At 71.3% G+C, this 20,194-nt stretch carries 16 protein-coding genes; 11 read left to right on the top strand and 5 right to left on the bottom strand.

What is annotated here, in order from left to right; all coding sequences use genetic code 11:
* The first annotated feature begins 134 nt into the window (after positions 1–134).
* From ACFV0O_RS20975 to ACFV0O_RS20930, 10 genes are all read left to right on the top strand, one after another.
* Complete coding sequence (locus tag ACFV0O_RS20975) at positions 135–1,061, top strand: ABC transporter permease (RefSeq protein ID WP_360260983.1); 927 nt, start codon at positions 135–137, stop codon at positions 1,059–1,061.
* Positions 1,054–1,998 (top strand): ABC transporter permease, encoded by a 945-nt coding sequence (locus ACFV0O_RS20970; protein WP_380343807.1) that lies wholly within the window; start codon positions 1,054–1,056, stop codon positions 1,996–1,998. Before ACFV0O_RS20975 ends, ACFV0O_RS20970 begins: the two co-directional genes overlap by 8 nt.
* A 19-nt stretch (positions 1,999–2,017) precedes the next feature.
* Positions 2,018–3,067 carry an ABC transporter ATP-binding protein gene (locus tag ACFV0O_RS20965; protein WP_360260988.1) on the top strand — a complete coding sequence of 350 codons (1,050 nt, stop codon included), beginning with the start codon at positions 2,018–2,020 and terminating at the stop codon, positions 3,065–3,067.
* Complete coding sequence (locus ACFV0O_RS20960) at positions 3,060–4,076, top strand: ABC transporter ATP-binding protein (RefSeq protein ID WP_380343803.1); 1,017 nt, start codon at positions 3,060–3,062, stop codon at positions 4,074–4,076. The genes ACFV0O_RS20965 and ACFV0O_RS20960 overlap by 8 nt, the downstream gene beginning before the upstream one ends.
* Before the next feature lie 169 nt (positions 4,077–4,245).
* Entirely contained in the window at positions 4,246–5,868 is a 1,623-nt protein-coding gene (locus tag ACFV0O_RS20955; RefSeq protein WP_380343800.1) for an ABC transporter substrate-binding protein, read from the top strand.
* 110 nt (positions 5,869–5,978) lie between these two features.
* Entirely contained in the window at positions 5,979–6,905 is a 927-nt protein-coding gene (locus ACFV0O_RS20950) for an ABC transporter permease (RefSeq protein ID WP_380343797.1), read from the top strand.
* 76 nt (positions 6,906–6,981) lie between these two features.
* A complete protein-coding gene (locus ACFV0O_RS20945; protein WP_380343827.1) occupies positions 6,982–7,896 on the top strand; it encodes an ABC transporter permease in 915 nt (304 codons plus the stop codon).
* Positions 7,897–7,912: 16 nt separating this feature from the next.
* A complete protein-coding gene (locus tag ACFV0O_RS20940; protein ID WP_380343794.1) occupies positions 7,913–8,965 on the top strand; it encodes an ABC transporter ATP-binding protein in 1,053 nt (350 codons plus the stop codon).
* Entirely contained in the window at positions 8,955–10,097 is a 1,143-nt protein-coding gene (locus ACFV0O_RS20935; protein ID WP_380343791.1) for an ABC transporter ATP-binding protein, read from the top strand. The genes ACFV0O_RS20940 and ACFV0O_RS20935 overlap by 11 nt, the downstream gene beginning before the upstream one ends.
* A gap of 158 nt (positions 10,098–10,255) precedes the next feature.
* Positions 10,256–11,305, top strand: a complete 1,050-nt coding sequence (locus ACFV0O_RS20930) for an ABC transporter ATP-binding protein (protein WP_380343788.1) — start codon at positions 10,256–10,258, stop codon at positions 11,303–11,305.
* A gap of 18 nt (positions 11,306–11,323) precedes the next feature.
* On the opposite strand, the gene ACFV0O_RS20925 is transcribed toward ACFV0O_RS20930, so the two are convergent.
* The 5 genes from ACFV0O_RS20925 to ACFV0O_RS20905 all read right to left on the bottom strand — a co-directional run bounded on the left by ACFV0O_RS20925 (position 11,324) and on the right by ACFV0O_RS20905 (position 17,350).
* Positions 11,324–13,042, bottom strand: a complete 1,719-nt coding sequence (locus tag ACFV0O_RS20925) for an ABC transporter family substrate-binding protein (RefSeq protein ID WP_380343785.1) — start codon at positions 13,040–13,042, stop codon at positions 11,324–11,326.
* A gap of 120 nt (positions 13,043–13,162) precedes the next feature.
* Complete coding sequence (locus ACFV0O_RS20920) at positions 13,163–15,517, bottom strand: hypothetical protein (protein ID WP_380343782.1); 2,355 nt, start codon at positions 15,515–15,517, stop codon at positions 13,163–13,165.
* Between the two features lie 243 nt (positions 15,518–15,760).
* The gene (locus ACFV0O_RS20915) at positions 15,761–16,219 is read right to left on the bottom strand and encodes a DUF6113 family protein (protein ID WP_380343779.1); all 459 of its coding nucleotides are present in this window, start codon (positions 16,217–16,219) and stop codon (positions 15,761–15,763) included.
* Positions 16,216–17,124: an N-acetyl-1-D-myo-inositol-2-amino-2-deoxy-alpha-D-glucopyranoside deacetylase gene (mshB, locus tag ACFV0O_RS20910; RefSeq protein ID WP_380343776.1), complete on the bottom strand. Its 909-nt coding sequence runs from the start codon at positions 17,122–17,124 to the stop codon at positions 16,216–16,218. Before mshB ends, ACFV0O_RS20915 begins: the two co-directional genes overlap by 4 nt.
* Before the next feature lie 31 nt (positions 17,125–17,155).
* Complete coding sequence (locus ACFV0O_RS20905; RefSeq protein ID WP_030062563.1) at positions 17,156–17,350, bottom strand: DUF2304 family protein; 195 nt, start codon at positions 17,348–17,350, stop codon at positions 17,156–17,158.
* Between the two features lie 312 nt (positions 17,351–17,662).
* Here ACFV0O_RS20905 and ACFV0O_RS20900 point away from each other — a divergent pair, with 312 nt between their 5' ends.
* Complete coding sequence (locus ACFV0O_RS20900) at positions 17,663–19,843, top strand: prolyl oligopeptidase family serine peptidase (RefSeq protein ID WP_380343772.1); 2,181 nt, start codon at positions 17,663–17,665, stop codon at positions 19,841–19,843.
* The last annotated feature ends 351 nt before the right edge of the window (positions 19,844–20,194 follow it).

Here is a 20,194-nt window from a genome sequence, read left to right as displayed (position 1 = left end):
GCACCGCCTGACCCGGTGACAACGGCCGGTGCCCGTCCCATCCCCACAAGGGCGAGGACTGGCACCGGCCGTTGGCACGCCGACTTATCTCTTGCCGGGTTGACGGGCCCGGCAGAGTCATACATGGAGGCACGATGGGGCGCTTTGTCGCGAGGCGACTGCTCCAGATGATTCCGGTGTTCCTCGGAACGACCGCACTCATCTTTTTCATGGTGCACTTGCTGCCCGGTGACCCGCTGGCAGCGTTGTGGGGCGACAAGGCGCCGGACCCGGTGCAGCTCGCCGCCCTGAAGCACCAGCAGGGACTCGACAAGCCGCTGCTGCAGCAGTACTTCTCCTACATGGGGAAGCTGTTCACCGGCGACTTCGGTACCGCACTGGACGGCCGACCGGTCCTCGACAAGATCACCGAGGCACTGCCGGTCACGGTCCGGCTGGCGCTGTTCGCGTTCGCCATCGAGATCGTGCTGGGCATCGGCATCGGCCTGTTCGCCGGTCTGCGCCGCGGCAAGGCGTTCGACAAGGGCGCGCTGGTCCTCACCCTGCTGCTGATCTCGATCCCGGTCCCGGTCCTGGGCTTCGTCTTCCAGACGGTCTTCGGGCAGAACCTCAAGTGGGTCACCCCGACCGTGCAGGACAGCAACGACATCACCCAGCTGGTGCTGCCGGCCATCGTGCTCGGCTCGCTCTCGCTGGCCTACGTCGCGCGTCTCACCCGTACCTCCATAGCCGAGAACATCAAGGCCGACTACGTCCGGACCGCGGTGGCCAAGGGCCTGCCGCGCCGGAAGGTCATCGGCACCCACCTGCTGCGCAACTCGATGATCCCGGTGGTCACCTTCCTCGGTACCGACCTGGGCGCCCTGATGGGCGGCGCGATCGTCACCGAAGGCATCTTCAACGTCAAGGGTGTCGGCCACGCGCTCTACCAGGCGATCAACATGAAGGAGGGCGCGACCGTCTCCGGCTTCGTCGCCTTCCTGGTGCTCGTTTACCTGGCCGCCGGCCTGATCGTCGACCTGCTTTACGCGGTCCTGGACCCGAGGATCCGGTATGCCTGACCTGACCGAGAAGAAGACCGCCGGGGACATCCCGGCCCAGCGCACCGCGGACGTCCCGGCGCCCAAGCAGGAGAAGGCCCGCAGCCTCGGCTCCGACGCCTGGCACGACCTGCGCCGCAAGCCGATCTTCGTGATCTCCGCGCTGCTGATCCTGCTGCTGATCGTCATCGCGATCGCCCCGGGCCTGTTCACCTCGGTGGACCCGCGCGCCGGCGACCTGCGCAACCACTACCTGACGAAGCCGAACTACAGCCACCTCTTCCAGGCTGACTGGTTCGGCTACGACCTCCAGGGCCGCAGCATCTACGCCCGCGTCATCTACGGCGCCCGCGCCTCGGTCGTGGTCGGCATCTGCGTCACCTTCGGTGTGACCATCCTCGGTGGCATCACCGGTATGCTCGCCGGCTACTTCGGCGGCTGGACCGACACGATCATCTCCCGGATCACCGACATCTTCTTCGGCATCCCGCTGCTGCTCGGCTCGCTGGTGATCCTCAACGCCTTCACCTCGCGCACGATCTGGAGCGTGGTCTTCGCGCTGGTCGCCCTGGGCTGGACCCAGATGACCCGTGTCATGCGCGGCTCGGTCATCACGGTCAAGCAGGCCGACTTCGTGACCGCGGCCAAGGCGCTCGGCGCCGGCACCAGCCGGATCCTGCTCAAGCACATCCTGCCGAACGCGATCGCCCCGGTGATCGTCGTCGCCACCATCGCGCTCGGCGGCTACATCGCCACCGAGGCGACGCTGAGCTTCCTCGGCATCGGTCTGCAGGACCCGACCATCTCCTGGGGCATCGACATCAACTCGGCCCAGAAGGTGATCCGTACGGCCCCGTTCGCCCTGTTCTTCCCCGCCGGAATGCTGAGCCTTACCGTGCTGGCGTTCATCATGCTCGGCGACGCGGTGCGCGACGCCCTCGACCCGAAGCTCCGCTGAGAGAAGAGGTGACGACCCGATGACCACCGTGATCGAGAACAACCAGAAGAACGATCGTCTCGAAGTCGGAACCCCGCTCCTGGAGGTCAAGGACCTCCACGTGGAGTTCCACACCCGGGACGGCATCGCCAAGGCCGTGAACGGAGTCAACTACTCCGTCGCGGCGGGCGAGACGCTCGCCGTGCTCGGTGAGTCCGGCTCCGGCAAGTCCGTGACGGCGCAGACCATCATGGGCATCCTGGACATGCCCCCGGGCAAGGTGACCCAGGGCCAGATCCTGTTCCGCGGCCAGGACATGCTCACGATGAGCAACGAGGACCGCCGGAAGATCCGCGGCCAGAAGATCGCGATGATCTTCCAGGACGCGCTCTCCGCCCTCAACCCCGTGCTCAGCGTCGGCTACCAGCTCGGCGAGATGTTCCGGGTGCACCAGGGCGCTTCCAAGAAGGAGGCGAAGGAGAAGGCCATCGAGCTGATGGACCGGGTGCGCATCCCCGCCGCCCGGCAGCGGGTGAACGACTACCCGCACCAGTTCTCCGGCGGTATGCGCCAGCGCATCATGATCGCCATGGCGCTCTCCCTGCAGCCCGACCTGATCATCGCGGACGAGCCCACCACCGCCCTGGACGTCACCGTCCAGGCCCAGGTGATGGACCTGCTGGCCGAGCTCCAGGCCGAGTACAACATGGGTCTGATCCTGATCACCCACGACCTCGGCGTGGTCGCCGACGTCGCGGACAAGATCGCCGTGATGTACGCGGGCCGGATCGTGGAGACCGCCCCGGTGCACGAGCTGTACGCGAACCCCGCGCACCCGTACACCAAGGGCCTGCTCCGCTCCATCCCGCGCCTGGACCAGAAGGGCCAGGAGCTGTACGCGATCAAGGGCCTCCCCCCGAACCTGCTGAAGGTCCCGGCCGGCTGCGCGTTCAACCCCCGCTGCGACGTCGCCACCGACCTGTGCCGCACCGAGATCCCGGCGCTGCACCACGTGACCGACAAGGACGGCAAGGAGCTCACCGGCCGCCGCAGCGCGTGCCACCTTTGGAAGGAGACCCTCCATGGCTGAGAACATCCTGGAGGTCAAGGACCTGGTCAAGCACTACCCGCTGACCCAGGGCGTCCTGTTCAAGAAGCAGGTCGGCGCCGTCAAGGCGGTCGACGGCATCTCCTTCGAGCTCAAGAAGGGTGAGACCCTCGGCATCGTCGGCGAGTCCGGCTGTGGCAAGTCCACGCTGGCCAAGGTGCTGATGAACCTGGAGCGGGCCACCTCCGGCCAGGTGCTGTTCAAGGGCGAGGACATCTCCCAGCTGTCCGGTGCGGCGCTGAAGGCCGTCCGCCGGAACATCCAGATGGTGTTCCAGGACCCGTACACCTCGCTGAACCCGCGCATGACGGTCGGCGACATCATCGGTGAGCCGTTCGAGATCCACCCCGAGGTGGCGCCCAAGGGCGACCGCCGCAAGGCCGTCCAGGACCTGCTGGACGTCGTGGGTCTGAACCCGGAGTACATCAACCGGTACCCGCACCAGTTCTCCGGCGGACAGCGCCAGCGCATCGGCATCGCCCGCGGCCTCGCGCTCAAGCCCGAGATCATCATCTGCGACGAGCCGGTCTCCGCCCTGGACGTGTCCGTCCAGGCTCAGGTGATCAACCTGCTGGAGCAGCTGCAGAGCGAGTTCGAGCTGTCGTACATGTTCATCGCGCACGACCTCTCCATCGTCCGGCACATCTCCGACCGCGTCGGCGTGATGTACCTGGGCAAGATGGTCGAGATCGGCACCGACGAGCAGATCTACGACAACGCCACCCACCCGTACACCCAGGCGCTGCTCTCCGCGGTGCCGGTGCCGGACCCGTCGGCCCGCGAGTCCCGTGACCGGATCATCCTGACCGGTGACATCCCCTCGCCGGCCAACCCGCCGTCCGGCTGCCGCTTCCGCACCCGCTGCTGGAAGGCGGAGGACCGCTGCGCCGAGGAGACCCCGCTGCTCGCGGTGCCCACGGTGCTGAAGGGCGCGGCCGCGCACGACACGGCCTGCCACTTCCCCGAGGTCCGGGCGCAGGCAGCGGCCTGATCCCCGCTCTCCCCGGAAGGGCCCGTGGCTTCCCGCCACGGGCCCTTCCGTCGTTGCGTCAACTCCGCAGGGGGTCACGGCACCCGTCCGGGTGCACCCGGCTCGCGCCGTCGCCGGGGCGCGCTTCTCATGGGGTGTGATGCGACACACACCATGAGGAGGGACCTCCATGCCCGTAGCCGCCCGTGCTCGTTGGGTCCTCGCCGTTGCGACGTCCGTGGCCCTGGTGGCCACCGGGTGCAGCAGCGGCGGCGGAGGCAGCGGCAGCTCGTCGGACTCCACCAAGACCTTCAGCTACCAGAGCAACGAGCCGCAGAACCCGCTGCAGCCCGCCAACGCGAACGAGGTCGGCGGCGGTCGCATCATCCAGAACCTCTTCAAGGGCCTGGTCGACTACAACCCCAGCAACGCCCAGATCCGGATGCAGGTCGCGAGCGCGATCGACACCAGCGACTCCCAGACCTTCACCGTCACGATGAACGACGGCTGGACGTTCCACGACGGCACCCCCGTGCACGCCAAGAACTTCGTCGACGCCTGGAACTGGGCCGCCAACCCGGCGAACAACCAGATCAACAGCTCCTGGTTCTCGGACATCGAGGGATACCAGGACGTCCACCCGGCCACCGGCAGCCCGACCGCGACCAAGATGTCCGGGCTGACCGTCACGGACGACCTGCACTTCACCGTCAAGCTGAACCACAAGGTCTCGTACTTCGAGTACAAGCTCGGCTACATCGCCTTCTCGCCGCTGCCGGACGCCTTCTTCAACGACCCGGCCGGGTACGGGCAGAAGCCGGTGGGCAACGGCCCGTACCAGTTCGTCAGCTGGGCCCACAACAGCCAGGTGACCACCAAGTCCTACCCGGGCTACAAGGGCGTGGACAAGCCGAAGAACGGCGGCATCGTCTTCAAGATGTACACCACGTCCGAGGCCGCCTACGCCGACCTGCAGTCCAACAACCTCGACGTGATGGACCAGGTGCCGCCGTCCGCGCTGGCGACGTACAAGAGCGACCTCGGGGACCGGGCGGTGGACTCCCCGCAGGGCGCCATCCAGAACATCGGCTTCACGCTCTACCAGGCCGACTGGGCGGCGCCGGAGAAGGCCCAGGTGCGCCAGGGGCTGTCGATGGCGATCGACCGCGCGACCATCACCAAGACCGTGCTGCAGGGTTCCCGGGCGCCCGCCAGCGCCTGGGTCGCCGAGGGCGTCGAGGGCTACAAGGCCGGCACCTGCGGGGACTTCTGCAACTTCGACGTCGCCAAGGCCAAGCAGCTGATCCAGCAGGGCGGCGGCGTCCCCGGCAACAAGGTGCTGATCACCTACAACGCGGACGGCGGCCACAAGGAGTGGGTCGACGCGGTCTGCAACTCGATCCGGCAGAACACCGGCGTCGACTGCCTGGGCGACCCCAAGCCCGACTTCAAGACCGCCCGCCAGGCCATCACCTCGCACCAGCTCAACGGCGCCTTCCGCACCGGCTGGGTGCAGGACTACCCGCTGAACGCCAACTTCCTGGCCGACGTGTACCGCACCGGTGCCGCCTCCAACGACACCGGGTACAGCAACCCGCAGTTCGACCAGCTGTCCCAGCAGGCCGACGCGGCCCCCAGCGTCGCCGACACGGTGACCGGCTACCAGCAGGCCGAGGCGGTGCTGGCGACCGGGATGCCGGCCATCCCGCTCTGGTACTACCGCACCAACTCGGGCTACTCGACCAACGTGCAGAACGTGACGTTCGACTCCTTCGGCAACCCGGCCTGGACGCAGGTCGAGGTCAAGGGCTGATCCCGGGGCCCTGATCCCCCGCGCCGGCCCCGCCCTCCCCGCACGGAAGGCGGGGCGCGGCACCCCGGCCGACCGGCCCGGCCGGCCGGGCACCTAGGAAGGAGGCTCGGATGGGCAGTTACGTGCTGCGACGGGTGCTGCAGATGATCCCGGTGTTCTTCGGCACCACACTGCTGATCTTCGTGATGGTCTACACGCTGCCGGGTGACCCGGTGGTCGCGCTGTTCGGCGAGAAGGCCGCCGACCCGACCGTGGTCGCGAGCATCAAGCACACGTACTACCTGGACCAGCCGCTCTGGAAGCAGTACCTGCACTACATGGGGAACCTCTTCCAGGGGGACTTCGGCACCAGCTTCACCGGCCGTCCGGTCTCCGACATCATGGCGGACGCCTTCCCGGTCACCATCCGGCTGGCGCTGCTGGCCTTCGCCTTCGAGCTGGTCGTGGGTCTGTCCCTCGGCGTGCTCTCCGGGCTGAAGCGCGGCAGCATCGCGGACACCCTGGTGCTGATCCTGACCCTGGTGGTGATCTCGATCCCGGTCTTCGTGCTGGCCTACATCGCGCAGACGGTGTTCGCCACCAACCTGGGCTGGGTCACGCCGACGGTGCAGGACAGCTACGACCTCACCCAGCTGATCCTGCCGGCGGTCGTCCTGGGCTCGCTCTCGCTCGCGTTCGTCGCCCGGCTCACCCGGACCTCCATCGGCGAGAACCTGCGGGCCGACTACATCCGGACCGCGACCGCCAAGGGACTGCCCCGGCGGACCATCATCTCCCGCCACCTGCTGCGCAACTCGCTGATCCCGGTGGTCACCTTCCTCGGCACCGACCTCGGCGCGCTGATGGGCGGGGCGATCGTCACCGAGGGCATCTTCAACGTGCAGGGCATCGGCAACGTCCTGTACCGGGCGATCAACCAGAAGGAAGGCCCGACCGTGGTCGGCATCGTGACCGTCCTGGTGATCATCTACCTGGTCGCCAGCCTGCTCGTCGACCTGCTCTACGCGGTCCTGGACCCGAGGATCCGCTATGCCTGACATCCACGACGAGGACTCGTACGAACGGCACCCCAAGCCAGGCGTGGACCGGCTGGACTTCGCGGGGGAACAGGGCATGGCGGTCGAGCAGGAGACCCTGGTCGAACCCGACGTGGAGAAGCGGGAACAGGCCCGCAGCCTCTGGGGCGACGCCTGGCGGGACCTGCGCCGACGGCCGATCTTCCTGCTGTCGGTGGTGCTGATCCTGCTGCTGGTGATCATGGCGATCTTCCCCTGGGCCTTCACCGACGCCAACCCGCGCAAGGCCGACCTGGTGCACGACTACCTCAAGCGGCCGGACTGGACGGACTTCTTCGGTGCCGGCTGGTTCGGCTACGACGCGCAGGGCCGGTCCATCTACGCCCGGGTGATCTACGGCGCCCGCGCCTCGATCACCGTCGGCATCTTCGTCACCGCCGCGGTCACCCTGCTCGGCGGGCTGACCGGCATGGTCGCCGGGTACTACGGCGGAGCCGTCGACGCGGTGATCTCCCGGATCGTCGACATCTTCTTCGGCATCCCGCTGCTGCTCGGCGCCCTGGTGCTGCTGAACGCGTTCACCATCCGCACGGTGTGGACCGTGGTGTTCGCGCTGGCCGTCCTCGGCTGGACCCAGATCGCCCGCGTCATGCGCGGCGCGGTGCTGACCGTCAAACAGTCCGACTACGTGGTGGCGGGCCGGGCGCTCGGGGCCGGGACCAGGCGGCTGATGGTCCGGCACATCCTGCCGAACGCGGTCGCGCCGGTGATCGTGGTGGCGACCATCGCGCTCGGCGGCTACATCGCGACCGAGGCGACGCTGAGCTTCCTCGGTATCGGCCTGCAGGAACCGACCATCTCCTGGGGCATCGACATCTCCTCCGCCCAGAAGGTGATCCGGACCGCGCCGTACGTGATGTTCTTCCCGGCCGCGGCACTGTCCATCACCGTGCTGGCCTTCATCATGATGGGCGACGCGGTGCGCGACGCCCTCGATCCGAAGCTTCGCTGAGCGAGGGGAGCACACCGTGGGTACAGCGGCGCAGACCACCGAGCGCGAGCGCGGGACACCGTACGAGGGGCCGCTGCTCGACGTGCGGGACCTGCACGTCGAGTTCGTCACCAGGGACGGCGTCGCCAGGGCCGTCAACGGGGTCAACTACTCCGTCTCGGCGGGCGAGACGCTGGCCGTGCTGGGCGAGTCCGGCTCCGGCAAGTCGGTGACCGCGCAGGCGATCATGGGCATCCTGGACATGCCGCCGGCCCGGATCCCGCGCGGCGAGATCCGCTTCCGGGGCCAGGACATGCTCAAGATGAGCAAGGAGGAACGGCGCAGGATCCGCGGCGGACGGATCGCGATGATCTTCCAGGACGCGCTGTCCGCCCTCAACCCGGTGCTGTCGGTGGGCTTCCAGCTCGGTGAGATGTTCCGGGCCCACCGGAGCGTCTCCCGCAAGGAGGCGAAGGAGAAGGCCGTCGAGCTGATGGACCGGGTGCGCATCCCGGCGGCCAAGGAGCGGGTGAACGACTACCCGCACCAGTTCTCGGGCGGCATGCGCCAGCGCATCATGATCGCGATGGCGCTGGCGCTGGAGCCGGACCTGATCATCGCGGACGAGCCCACCACCGCCCTGGACGTCACCGTGCAGGCCCAGGTGATGGACCTGCTGGCCGAGCTCCAGGCCGAGTTCCACATGGGCCTGATCCTGATCACCCACGACCTCGGCGTGGTCGCCGACGTCGCGGACAAGATCGCCGTGATGTACGCCGGCCGCATCGTCGAGACGGCCCCGGTGCACGACCTGTACGCGCGCCCCGCGCACCCGTACACCCGGGGCCTGCTGGACTCCATCCCCCGGCTGGACCAGAAGGGCCAGGAGCTCTACGCCATCAAGGGCCTGCCGCCCAACCTGCTGCGGATCCCCACGGGCTGCGCCTTCAACCCGCGCTGCCCGCGCGCGCAGGACGTCTGCCGGGCCGAGGTGCCGGAGCTGTTCCCGGTCACCGAGGAGGACGGGACGCCGCAGGAGGAGCGCGGCAGCGCCTGCTTCTTCTGGAAGGAGACCCTCCATGACCGTTAACGGGGCCAGCGCACTGGGCGCGGTGGTGCCGGAGGTGGCCGCCTTCGCACAGGAGGTGCCGCGCGGTGAGCCGATCCTCGAAGTCCGGGACCTGGTCAAGCACTTCCCGCTGACCAAGGGCATCCTGTTCAAGAAGCAGGTCGGCGCCGTCAAGGCGGTCGACGGGGTCAGCTTCGACCTGATGCAGGGCGAGACCCTCGGCATCGTCGGCGAGTCCGGCTGCGGGAAGTCCACCCTGGCCAAGGTGCTGATGAACCTGGAGCCGGCCACCGCGGGCTCGGTCCGCTACAAGGGGGAGGAGATCTCCCGGCTGTCCGGCTCGGCGCTGAAGGCCGTCCGCCGGAACATCCAGATGGTGTTCCAGGACCCGTACACCTCGCTCAACCCGCGCATGACGGTCGGCGACATCATCGGTGAGCCGTTCGAGATCCACCCCGAGGTGGCGCCCAAGGGCGACCGCCGCAAGGCCGTCCAGGACCTGCTGGACGTGGTCGGGCTCAACCCGGAGTACATCAACCGCTATCCGCACCAGTTCTCCGGCGGGCAGCGCCAGCGCATCGGCATCGCCCGGGGGCTGGCACTCAAGCCCGAGATCATCATCTGCGACGAGCCCGTGTCGGCCCTGGACGTGTCCGTCCAGGCGCAGGTGATCAACCTGCTGGAGCAGCTGCAGGGCGAGTTCAACCTGTCGTACATGTTCATCGCGCACGACCTCTCCATCGTCCGGCACATCTCCGACCGCGTCGGCGTGATGTACCTCGGGCGGATGGTCGAGGTCGGCAGCGACGCGGAGATCTACGACCACGCCACCCACCCGTACACCCAGGCGCTGCTCTCCGCGGTGCCGGTGCCGGACCCGACGGCCCGCGAGTCGCGGGACCGCATCGTGCTCACCGGGGACGTGCCCTCACCGGCCAACCCGCCGAGCGGCTGCCGCTTCCGCACCCGCTGCTGGAAGGCGCAGCAGCGGTGCGAGGTCGAGGTCCCGCTGCTGGCCTCGCCGACCTGGCTGAAGGGTGCGGCGGTCCACGACTCGGCGTGTCACTTCGCCGCGGAGCGCGAGATCGAACAGAGCGCCGCGGAGCGCGACATCGAGCCGAGTGCGGAGGACGGGCAGGACGGTACGCCGTAGCGGGTCGACGGTGGGTAGGGCGCGTCCTCGGATCCGAGGGCGCGCCCTTTGCCGTGATGGAAAAGTGATCTGCCGTGGGCTCGCCAAGTGCGGCGCGGTCCTTGATAGTTGCTCTGCGCCTATCGGTGGTCGCTGCTGCGTTGAGGAGGGCTGCTCACATGGACGTGGTGGAGGTGACCGGCGGCGGCCGGGAGGGCCTGGTGCCCGGGACCCCGCTGCTGGAGGTCGACGACCTGCACGTGGAGTTCCACACCCGGGACGGGGTCGCGAAGGCCGTCAACGGGGTGAGCTACGCGGTGTCGGCCGGCGAGACGCTGGCGGTGCTGGGGGAGTCGGGTTCGGGCAAGTCGGTGACGGCGCAGGCGGTCATGGGGATCCTGGACATGCCGCCGGGGCGGATCACCGCGGGGCGGATCCTGTTCCGCGGCGAGGACCTGCTGACCATGAGCGCCAACGCCCGGCGGGCCGTCCGGGGCCGGCGGATCGCGATGATCTTCCAGGACGCGCTGTCCGCCCTCAACCCGGTGCTCAGCGTGGGCTACCAGCTGGGGGAGATGTTCCGGGTGCACCACGGCGTCTCCCGCAAGGAGGCCCGGGAGAAGGCCGTGGAGCTGATGGAGCGGGTGCGCATTCCCGCTGCCCGGCAGCGCGTCGGCGACTTCCCGCACCAGTTCTCGGGGGGCATGCGCCAGCGCATCATGATCGCGATGGCGCTGGCGCTGGAGCCGGACCTGATCATCGCGGACGAGCCCACCACCGCCCTGGACGTGACCGTGCAGGCCCAGGTGATGGACCTGCTGGCCGACCTGCAGCGCGAGTTCAACATGGGTCTGATTCTGATCACCCACGACCTCGGCGTGGTCGCCGACGTCGCGGACAAGATCGCGGTGATGTACGCGGGCCGGATCGTCGAGGCGGCCCCGGTGCACGAGCTGTACGCGCGCCCGGCGCACCCGTACACCCGGGGCCTGCTGGACTCCATCCCGCGCCTGGACCAGAAGGGCCAGGACCTGCACGCCATCAAGGGCCTGCCGCCGAGCCTGCTGCGGATCCCGGAGGGCTGCGCGTTCAACCCCCGCTGCGACCGGGCGCAGGACCGCTGCCGGAGCGAGCTCCCGCCGCTGGTGCCGGTCGCGGGCGAGCACGGCGAGGAGCTGGCGGGCCGCCGCAGCGCCTGCCACTACTGGCGCGAGACGCTGCACGGCTGAGCCCGCCCGCCGCCGCGGCTACTTCAGGAAGCCGACGTTCTCCCAGACGATGTCGGACAGGCCCTGCGCGCCGATGTTGGCGAGGTCGGCGCGGGCTCCGTACAGCTGCGGGCGCTGGTAGAGGGGCAGGACGCCGGCCACCTTCCAGAGCTCGCCGTCGGCCTGGTTGATCGCCTCGGAGGTGGTGGCCGCGTCGGTCGCGGCGGCGGCCCGGTCGAGCGCGGTGTCGACCGCCGGGCTGCCCGTGCCGACGTGGTTGGTGCCGCCGTTCTGGACGAAGTTGGCGCGGCTGCCGCTGGCCGGGAACGGGGTGCCGAGCAGCGAGTAGGCGGTGATGTCGAAGTCGTTGCGGTTGATGTACTTGTCGAAGAACTCGTTGACGGGGGCGGTCACCGTGCTGACCTTGATCCCGACGTCCTTGAGCATCTTGGCGGTGTTCGCGGCCTCGGTCTGGGCCTGGGTGACACCGGCCGGGACGACCATCCGCAGGTTCAGTTCGTGGCCGTCCTTCTTGCGGACGTCGCCGTCGAGCTTCCAGCCGGCCGAGTCCAGCTTGCGGGCGGCCTCGGCGGGGTCGTAGCGGGCCAGGCCGAGTGAGTTGTCGCGGTAGCCGTTCTGGTTGGCGACCAGCAGGTGGTTGTTGAGCGGGACCGCGGGCCAGTCCAGGCCGTTGAGGTCGGAGCGGATGACGGCGTCCCGGTTGATGGCCTGGAACACGGCCTGGCGCACGGTCGCGTCGCTCAGCGCGGGGGTGCGGGCGTTCAGGGTGATCTGGCGGAAGTCCGGACCGCCGGCCCGGCGCACGACGGCGCCCTTGGTGGTCCGGATGACCTGGTAACCGGCCACGTCCGGACCGTTGTTGAGGAGGTCGAGCGCGCCCTTGGCGAAGGCGGCGGGCATCGCGTCGGGGCTCATCGCGTGGAAGACGACCCGGTCCAGCATCGGCTTGTCGCCCCACCACGCGGGGTCGGCGACCAGGGTGACGGTCTGCGCGGCGCGGTCGAGCTGCTCGACCTTGAACGGTCCCGCGGTGACCGGGATCGCGTCCAGGTAGGCGGTGTTGAACAGGTCCGGGGTGGAGATCCGGCTCGCCGGCAGCAGCGGGGCGTTGGCGGCGCCGTTGAACATCGACTGCCACTCCGAGAACGGCCGGTCGAAGGTCATCACGGCCTGGAAGTCGTCCTTGCCGCGCTCGACCGAGGAGACCAGCTCGAAGCCGGTGCTGCTGGACGGCTTGTAGGCCGGGTCCTTGCCGTTCAGGGCCCGCCAGTTGGCCTCGATGTCGCGCCAGGTGATCGGGGTGCCGTCGGACCAGTGGGCCTTCGGGTTGAGCGTCCAGGTGACCACCTGCCGGCCGTCCTTGAGCTCGGCGTGGGCGTCCTGCAGGTAGGCGGGGTTGACCGTCTGGGTGCCGGCGGCGTCCGAGCGGAAGAACGTCGGCAGCAGCGGCTTGGTGACCGCCATGGTCGAGGACTCGCTGCCGTCGGTGTGGATCGGCGACCACTGGCGGGAGAACTGGGCGATCGCCAGGTTCAGGGTGCCGCCCTGGCGCAGTTGTCCGCGGTCGTGCGGGTTGATGTCGACCGACGTGAGCTTGGGCGTCGCGGGTGCGGACGGCAGTGCGTCGGCGCCGGTCTCGCCCTGGCCGGAGGCACAGGAGCAGAGCGCGAGCGAGAGGGTGAGGGCGGTGAGGCCTGCGAGCAGGGCCGTCCCGTGCTGCTGGAGGCGGCGGCCCATCGGCGTGCTCCCCGGGGTGGATGAGGCGGAAGGTGTGGCGTCACATCTTGCTGACCGGGAGGGGGAGTTGTCGAGGGGCGGGACCGGATGCGGCCCCGCCCCTCGACGGGAGGCGGTACGTCAGACGGCGAACTTGAAGGTGCGGTCCTTGTCGCCGGTCTTGTCGAAGACCGAGGCGATGCCGTCCGCGACGTCCTGCGGGGTGATCGCGACGAGCTGGCCGTTCTTCTTGACCTTCACCTTGTCGAACACGCCGCCCAGCTGGGTGGAGAGCGCGTCGAGGTCCCACTTGGGCACGATCTTGCCGGAGGCGTCCGGGACGAGCGTGAGCGCCTTGGCCGCGGTCTTGCCGCCGAAGTCCCAGGTCTTGGTGCCGGCCACGACGTGCACCTTGCCGGCGGCCACCTGCTTGCCGAGGCTGTCGGCGGCGGCCTGGAGGGCCTGGGTGGAGACCTTCGGCTGGGCGGCCGTGACGGCCAGGGCGACCGGCTGGTCGGGCTTGCCGGCGGCGCGGTCGCGGTAGGCCTGCTCGACCGCGTCCAGGGCGTTCGCCGAGTCCACCGCCTGGCCGGCCCGGCCGGGGACGACGATCGGCTCGCCGTTGGGCTCGCCGAACTTGACGTAGCCCTCCTGCAGACCCTGGCCCGAGCCGGCCGACAGCGAGTCGAGGGCGGCCTTGAGCTTGGCCCGGTCGACCTTGACGTCCGGCGCGACGGCCTTGCTGCCGCCCTGGAGGGACTTGATGACGTCGACCGGGTTGTAGCTGTGCTGGGCCAGGTCGTCCACGGTGGCGGTGGTGTCGAAGCTCAGCCCGGCGACCGTCGGGTCGAGGTCCACGGTCTGGTCGCCGATCTTCAGCTTGAGCGGCTGCTGACCGGCCTTGCCGACCGAGGCGTCCAGCGAGTGGATCGCCTGGTCACGGCTGTTGCCGCCGATGTCGGTGCCGAGCACCACGGTGCCCTTGGGGACGTCGGACTGGTTGAGCATCAGGCCGGTGCCGTACGCGGCGGCGCCGAGGAACAGCACACCGCCGATGCCGTAGACGCCCAGCTTGACCAGCTTCTTGCCGCCGCCGCGCTTGGCCTTGCCCTTCGCGGGGGCGGGCTCGGACTTGGCGGGCGCCGGGGCGGGCGGCGGAGTGCCGTTGGGCCCCTGGCCGGCCGGCGGCCGCGGTCCGGGGGCGGGCACCGGCGTGACCTCGGTGGCCTCCGGGTCGCGGCCCGGCTGCTGGGCGCGGCCGGGCTGCGGGCCCGCACCGGGCGCGCCGGGGAAGAGCCCGTTGGGGGCCGCCGGGGCGCCCGGGGCGTCCTGGCCGGGGGCGGCCGGACGCTGGGTGGCGAACGGGTCGGCGCCGGTCGGCGCGGACGCGAACAGGCCCGGCTGCGGACGCTCGTCGGCACCGCGCGGGGCGCCGTTGCGGGGCATGCCGGATATCCCGGCGGGCGGCGGGGTGTTCTCGCGGATCGGCTTGAAGCCGTCGACCGAGGTGTCCTCCGGGCTCGGCCCGGCGCCCGGCGCACCCTGCGGGAGCGGGTCCGACGGGTGGCCGTTCGGCTGGAAGCCGTTCTGCGGGCCGCCCTGGCGGGGGCCGTTCTGCCGGGCACCGCCCTGCCGCGCACCGTTCTGCGGGGCCCCGTTCTGCTGGGGCCGGTTCTGGCGCGCGCCGTTCTGCTGGGGCCGGCCGCCGCGCGGGCCGCGGGTGCCGGCGTCGGGCCCGGGCGTCGGGCCGAACGGGTCGGCGGCGGGCGCGAAGGGGTCGGCGGCCTCGTAGACGCCGGGCTCCTCCACGGGGGCCTCGGCGCGGGTGCGCGCGGCGGGGGCGCCGGGGTTCGGCGCCTTGCCCTGGGCGGGCACCGGGCGGCCGTTCGGCGCGCCGTTGGCGCGGGCGGCGGCGCCCCCGGCCTGGCGGGCACCCTGCGGCCGGGGCTCGGCGGCGGGCGCGGCCTGGGTGGCCGGGGCGGCGGCGGGCACGGTGGCCGGGGCGGCCTCGGTGGCGGGCGCCTTCTTCTGGCGCGGCCGGAACCAGGCACCGGTGGACTCGGACTCCGAGGTCGCCGGCGGGATCGGCGGGATCTCCCACTCCGGCGGCAGGTTCGGCTGGGCGGCCGTGCCGCTGCCGCCCTCCATCACGCCGAGGACGGGCGAGGACGGCGCGGAGCGGTGCCGGGGGCTGCCCTGCTCGGGGGCCGGGGCCTCCTCGGCCGGGCCGTCCTCGTTCTTGACGGCGCTACGGACGACGACCGGCGGGATCGGGCGCGAGCCGGGGATGTTGATCCGGACCCGGGTGGTCAGGGTGGTCTCGGTCTTCGGGCCGTCGTCCTCGCCGCCGTCCGCGGCGCCCTGGCCCGCGCCGGCCGCGGCCCGGTCGCCGCCGGGGTGCCCGGGCGTGCCGTAGGGCGGGGTGCCCGACGGGTAGGCGTCCGGACCCGTGCGCCGTGGCGTCGGGTGGGCGTTGTCAGATTCGCGGCTGCTCAATGCTGCTGTGCTCCGGGTTCGCGGGAGGGCCGTGCGGCGCGACCGCGGTTCGTGGTCGCCGGGCCCGGCTGGGGCGGGCGGCGGTCGGGTACGGCGTTCTGCGGGACCACCATACTGGGAAGAACTGAGCGGTGAACGGCTTCGGACAGATCCTGATACGTCCGGTTCCTCCGGTATGAGAGTAAGGCCGTGTGCTCTTGACTGCGCGTCGTACGCGGTACCGTACGCCGCGTCCTGCCGGGGTCAGCGCGGCGGGCCGGGCACTCCGGGGAACCAGCTGGTGCGGGTCGGCAGGGTGGCGCAGATCACGCCCAGCACCGAGCCGGCGAACAGCCAGGCCAGCGAGGTGGCGTTGGACCACAGGACGTTGTCGCCCTCCGGCCGCGGCACGATCAGCAGCAGCATCGCCAGGAACCAGCCGGCCGCGGGTGCTCCCGCGCCGAGCCGGGTGCCGGTGATCCGCAGGCCGGCGTAGAACGTGGCGGCGGTCGCGGCCAGCGCCAGCAGGACTCCCGCGGGCGGCCACAGGGCCTGCACAAAGGATCCGCAGACCGACACCGCGATGCCCAACAGGAAGAACAGGACATACGCCGCGATCCGGGCGGCGCGCGGGGGTTGGGGCTCGGCCAGCCGCTCGTCGCGGGTGCCGAGGACGGCCGCCGTGATCGAGCGGTGCGGTGGCGGGGCAACGGGCTTGGTCATCGCACGTCCTCCTCGGCGTTCGCGGCCGCGACGTCGAGGCCCGCGAACAGGTCGTCCTCGGGTCGGCCGGGCCCGGCCTGGCCGTGCACCAACTGGTAGTACTCGGTGGCGAGCAGGGGCTGGCCGAGGTGGTTGGAGAGCGCGAAGAAGGCGCCGTCCACGGTGATCTGGGTGACGTGCGCGGCCATCGCGGCCGCCTTGCGCCCGGCGTGCGCGGCGCCGTCCAGCACCGTGGTGACCGTCCCGTCGGCGACCACGCCGGGGACGTCGGACGGCTGGGCCACGCCGGGGAAGGACGCCTTGGCGGCGGTCTCGGCGAGCCCGGCCTCGATCACCGAGCGGGGCATCCGGTTCCAGTACACCTTGGCGATCCGCCAGGCCGGGCCCAGCTCGGGGCGGTGCGCCGGGTCGGCGGCCAGCTCGTGCGCGCGCATCGCGACCCGGTGCGCCTGGATGTGGTCCGGGTGCCCGTAGCCGCCGTTGTCGTCGTAGGTGACCAGGACCTGCGGCCGCACCTCGCGGATCACCGCGACCAGGTGGCCGGCCGCCTCGTCCACGTCCGCGCGCCAGAAGCAGCCGGGGGCGTCGTTGTCGGGCACGCCCATCATCCCGGAGTCGCGGTAGCGCCCGGGGCCGCCGAGGAAGCGGACGTCGGTGACGCCCAGGGCGCGCGTCGCCTCGGTGAGCTCGCCGATCCGGTGCGCGCCGAGGGTGTCGTCCCGATCGGCCGTCAGGTGGGCCAGCTCCGGGGGGATCACCTCGCCGCCCTCGCCGAGGGTGCAGGTCACCAGCGTGACCCGGGCGCCCTCGGCGGCGTACCGGGCCATGGTGGCGCCGTTGCCGATCGACTCGTCGTCGGGGTGTGCGTGCACGAGGAGGAGTCGGCGGCCGGTAGTCGCGGTCATGGGAGGAAGCCTAACCACCGGCCGGGTGGGGCTAGAGCTTCAGGCCGTTGATCATCCCCGCGAGGTTGCTGGTGACCTGGCTGATCGACGGCGCGATCGAGCTGGACGCCAGGTAGAAGCCGAGCAGCGCGCAGACGATCGCGTGCGCCAGCTTCAGGCCGGAGCGGCGGATCAGCACCACCACGATGACCAGCATCAGCACGGCGGCGGAGATGTTCATGGCCATGTCGGCTCACACCCCTTCTCGGGCGCGCCACCCCTGGGGGAGGGCGGCGGTGGGACGGTGCGGGACTGGGCTGCGGGCGACCGGGGACCGGGACGGGGCCGACGATCACTCGCCCGACAAGTCATACCCGATGGGTAAGGGGAGCGTGACGTTCGGTGAGCCCCGGCGTGTGGGGCGGCGCGGCGCCGACGGCGCGCCCGGGCCGGTCGGAGGCGGTTTGAGGGCCTTTGGGGCGCACTTGGGGATGATGCTCCGAACGAGTGATCACCAGCCTCCCGGCAGCGGCAGTTCGGCGTCGTAGGGTCTGGTGCCATGACCTCCCACACCCCTGCGGACACCTTCCCCCGGCAGTACGCGCGGACCCTGCGCTACACCGTCGGCGCGCCCCGCTCGTTCTCCGTCGCACCGGACGGCTCGCGGGTCGTCTTCCTCCGCTCGCGCCCCCAGCCCCCGGTCGGGGGGACCCCCAAGGGCAGCGACCGGGCCAACCTGCTCTGGACCCTCGACACCGCCACCGGCGAGGAGCGGATCGCCGCCGACCCGGCGGCCCTGCTCGGCGGCGGCGAGGAGGACCTCTCGCCGGCCGAGAAGGCCCGCCGCGAGCGCAGCCGCGAGGGCTCGGCCGGCATCGTCGGCTACGCCCTGGACGGGACCGGCACGCTGGCCGCCTTCGCGCTCTCCGGCCGCCTCTTCACGGCCGACCTGGTCACCGGAACGACCACCGAACTGCCCGTCCAGGGGCCGCTGCTGGACCCGCGGCTGTCCCCGGACGGCAGCTGCGTCGCGTACGCCAACACCGCCGGCGAGCTGCGGCTGACCCGCACCGACGGCAGCGGCGACCGGGTGCTCGCCGAGCCGGACGGACCGAACGTCACCTGGGGTCAGGCCGAGTTCATCGCCCAGGAGGAGATGGACCGCGACCGCGGCTTCTGGTGGTCCCCGGAAGGCGACCGGCTGCTGGTCGAGCGCGCCGACGACGGCCCGGTGCGCCGCTGGTGGATCGCCGACCCGGCGAACCCGGACCGCGAGCCCGCCGAGGTCCCCTACCCGGCGGCCGGCACCGCCAACGCCGAGGTCGGCCTCTGGGTGCTCGACATGCACGGCGGGCGCACCGAGGTGGAGTGGGACCGCGCGGCGTTCCCGTACCTCGGCCGGGTGCACTGGTCGAAGGGCGGCGTGCCGCTGCTGCAGGTGCAGTCCCGCGACCAGCGCAGCCAGCGGATCCTCGGCCTGGACGTGGCCACCGGCGCCACCGAGGTGCTGCACGCGGAGGAGGACGCGGTCTGGCTGGAGCTGTTCGGCGGCGTCCCGGCGTGGACCCCGGACGGCAAGCTGGTGCGGATCTCGGACGAGGGAGGGGTCCGGGCGCTGGTGGTCGGCGACCATGCCGTCACCGGGGCCGACCTGCACGTCCGGTCCGTCGTTGCCGTCACCGAGGACGAGGTCTTCTTCTCCGCCTCCGGCGGCGCCGCCGAGACCGACCCCGAGCCCGGCTGGATCGCCGTCGGCCGGATCAGTCACGACGGCAAGCGACTCGGCTGGGAGTCCTCCAACGGGCGGCCGTTCACCTCCGTCACCAGCGCCGTGCACGGCGGCGGGATCACCGTGCGGGCCACCGCCGAGCCCGACCTGCCCGGCACCCTCGTCCAGGTCGCCCGCGACCTGCCGGAGGGCGTGGTGGTCGACGACGTCGCCACCATCGCCTCGTACGCCGAGACGCCGGTCATCACCGCCCGCCCGGTCTTCCGCTTCGCCGGCGAGCGCCGCATCCCGGCCGCCGTCTTCCTGCCCACCGGCTACGACCGCGAACGGGACGGCCTGCTGCCCGTCCTGATGGACCCGTACGGCGGCCCGCACGGCCAGCGCGTCGTCCAGGCGCACAACCCTCACCTCAACTCGCAGTGGTTCGCCGACCAGGGCTTCGCGGTGGTCGTCGCCGACGGGCGCGGCACCCCCGGGCGCGGGCCGGCCTGGGAGAAGTCGATCGCCTTCGACTTCGCCGGGGCCACCCTGGACGACCAGGTCGAGGCGCTGCAGGCCCTCGCCGGGGAGTTCCCGCTGGACCTCGACCGGGTCGCCATCCGCGGCTGGTCGTACGGCGGCTACCTCTCCGCGCTCGCCGTGCTGCGCCGCCCGGACGTCTTCCACGCGGCGGTCTCCGGCGCGCCGGTGACCGACTGGGCGTTGTACGACACCCACTACACCGAGCGCTACCTGGGCGACCCGGCCGAGCGGCCCGAGGTGTACGAGGCCAACTCGCTGAGCGGGTACGCGGCCGGGCTGGAGCGCCCGCTGATGATCATCCACGGGCTGGCCGACGACAACGTGGTGGCCGCGCACACCCTGCGGCTCTCCTCGGCGCTGCTCGCCGCCGGGCGCCCGCACACCGTGCTGCCGCTGTCCGGCGTCACGCACATGACCCCGCAGGAGGAGGTCGCCGAGAACCTGCTGCTGCTCCAGGTCGACTTCGTGAAGCGCGCGCTCGGGGCGTGACCGGTCCGGGGCCGGAGGAAGGGGGAACGCGGCCGGAGGAGGGGGAGCGGAGCCGGATCGCCGAAAGACCCGGGCCCTTCGTGTGCGGTGCCCGGAGTCCGCGCCGCTCCCCCTGAGCCGCGTGTGCCCCGCGGGGCGACCAGTCCGGCCGGATCTCCCGGCATGCTAACCCCCGGGGCCGACACCGCCCCTGACCTGCCCTTTCCGCGGCCGGTACCCCTGATGCGGGTACCGGCCTGGGGGGGGGGGGGGGGGGCCGCCCGCCCCCCCCCCCCCCGCCCCCCCGCCCCCCCCCCCCCGCCCCCCCGCCCCCCCGCCCCCCCCCCCGCACCCGCCCCCCCCCCCGCGCCA

The organism is Kitasatospora sp. NPDC059577, assembly GCF_042735475.1.
Lineage (GTDB): Bacteria > Actinomycetota > Actinomycetes > Streptomycetales > Streptomycetaceae > Kitasatospora.
The sequence above is the reverse complement of the archived record's forward strand: the minus strand, read 5'-3'. Positions and strand labels throughout refer to the sequence as shown.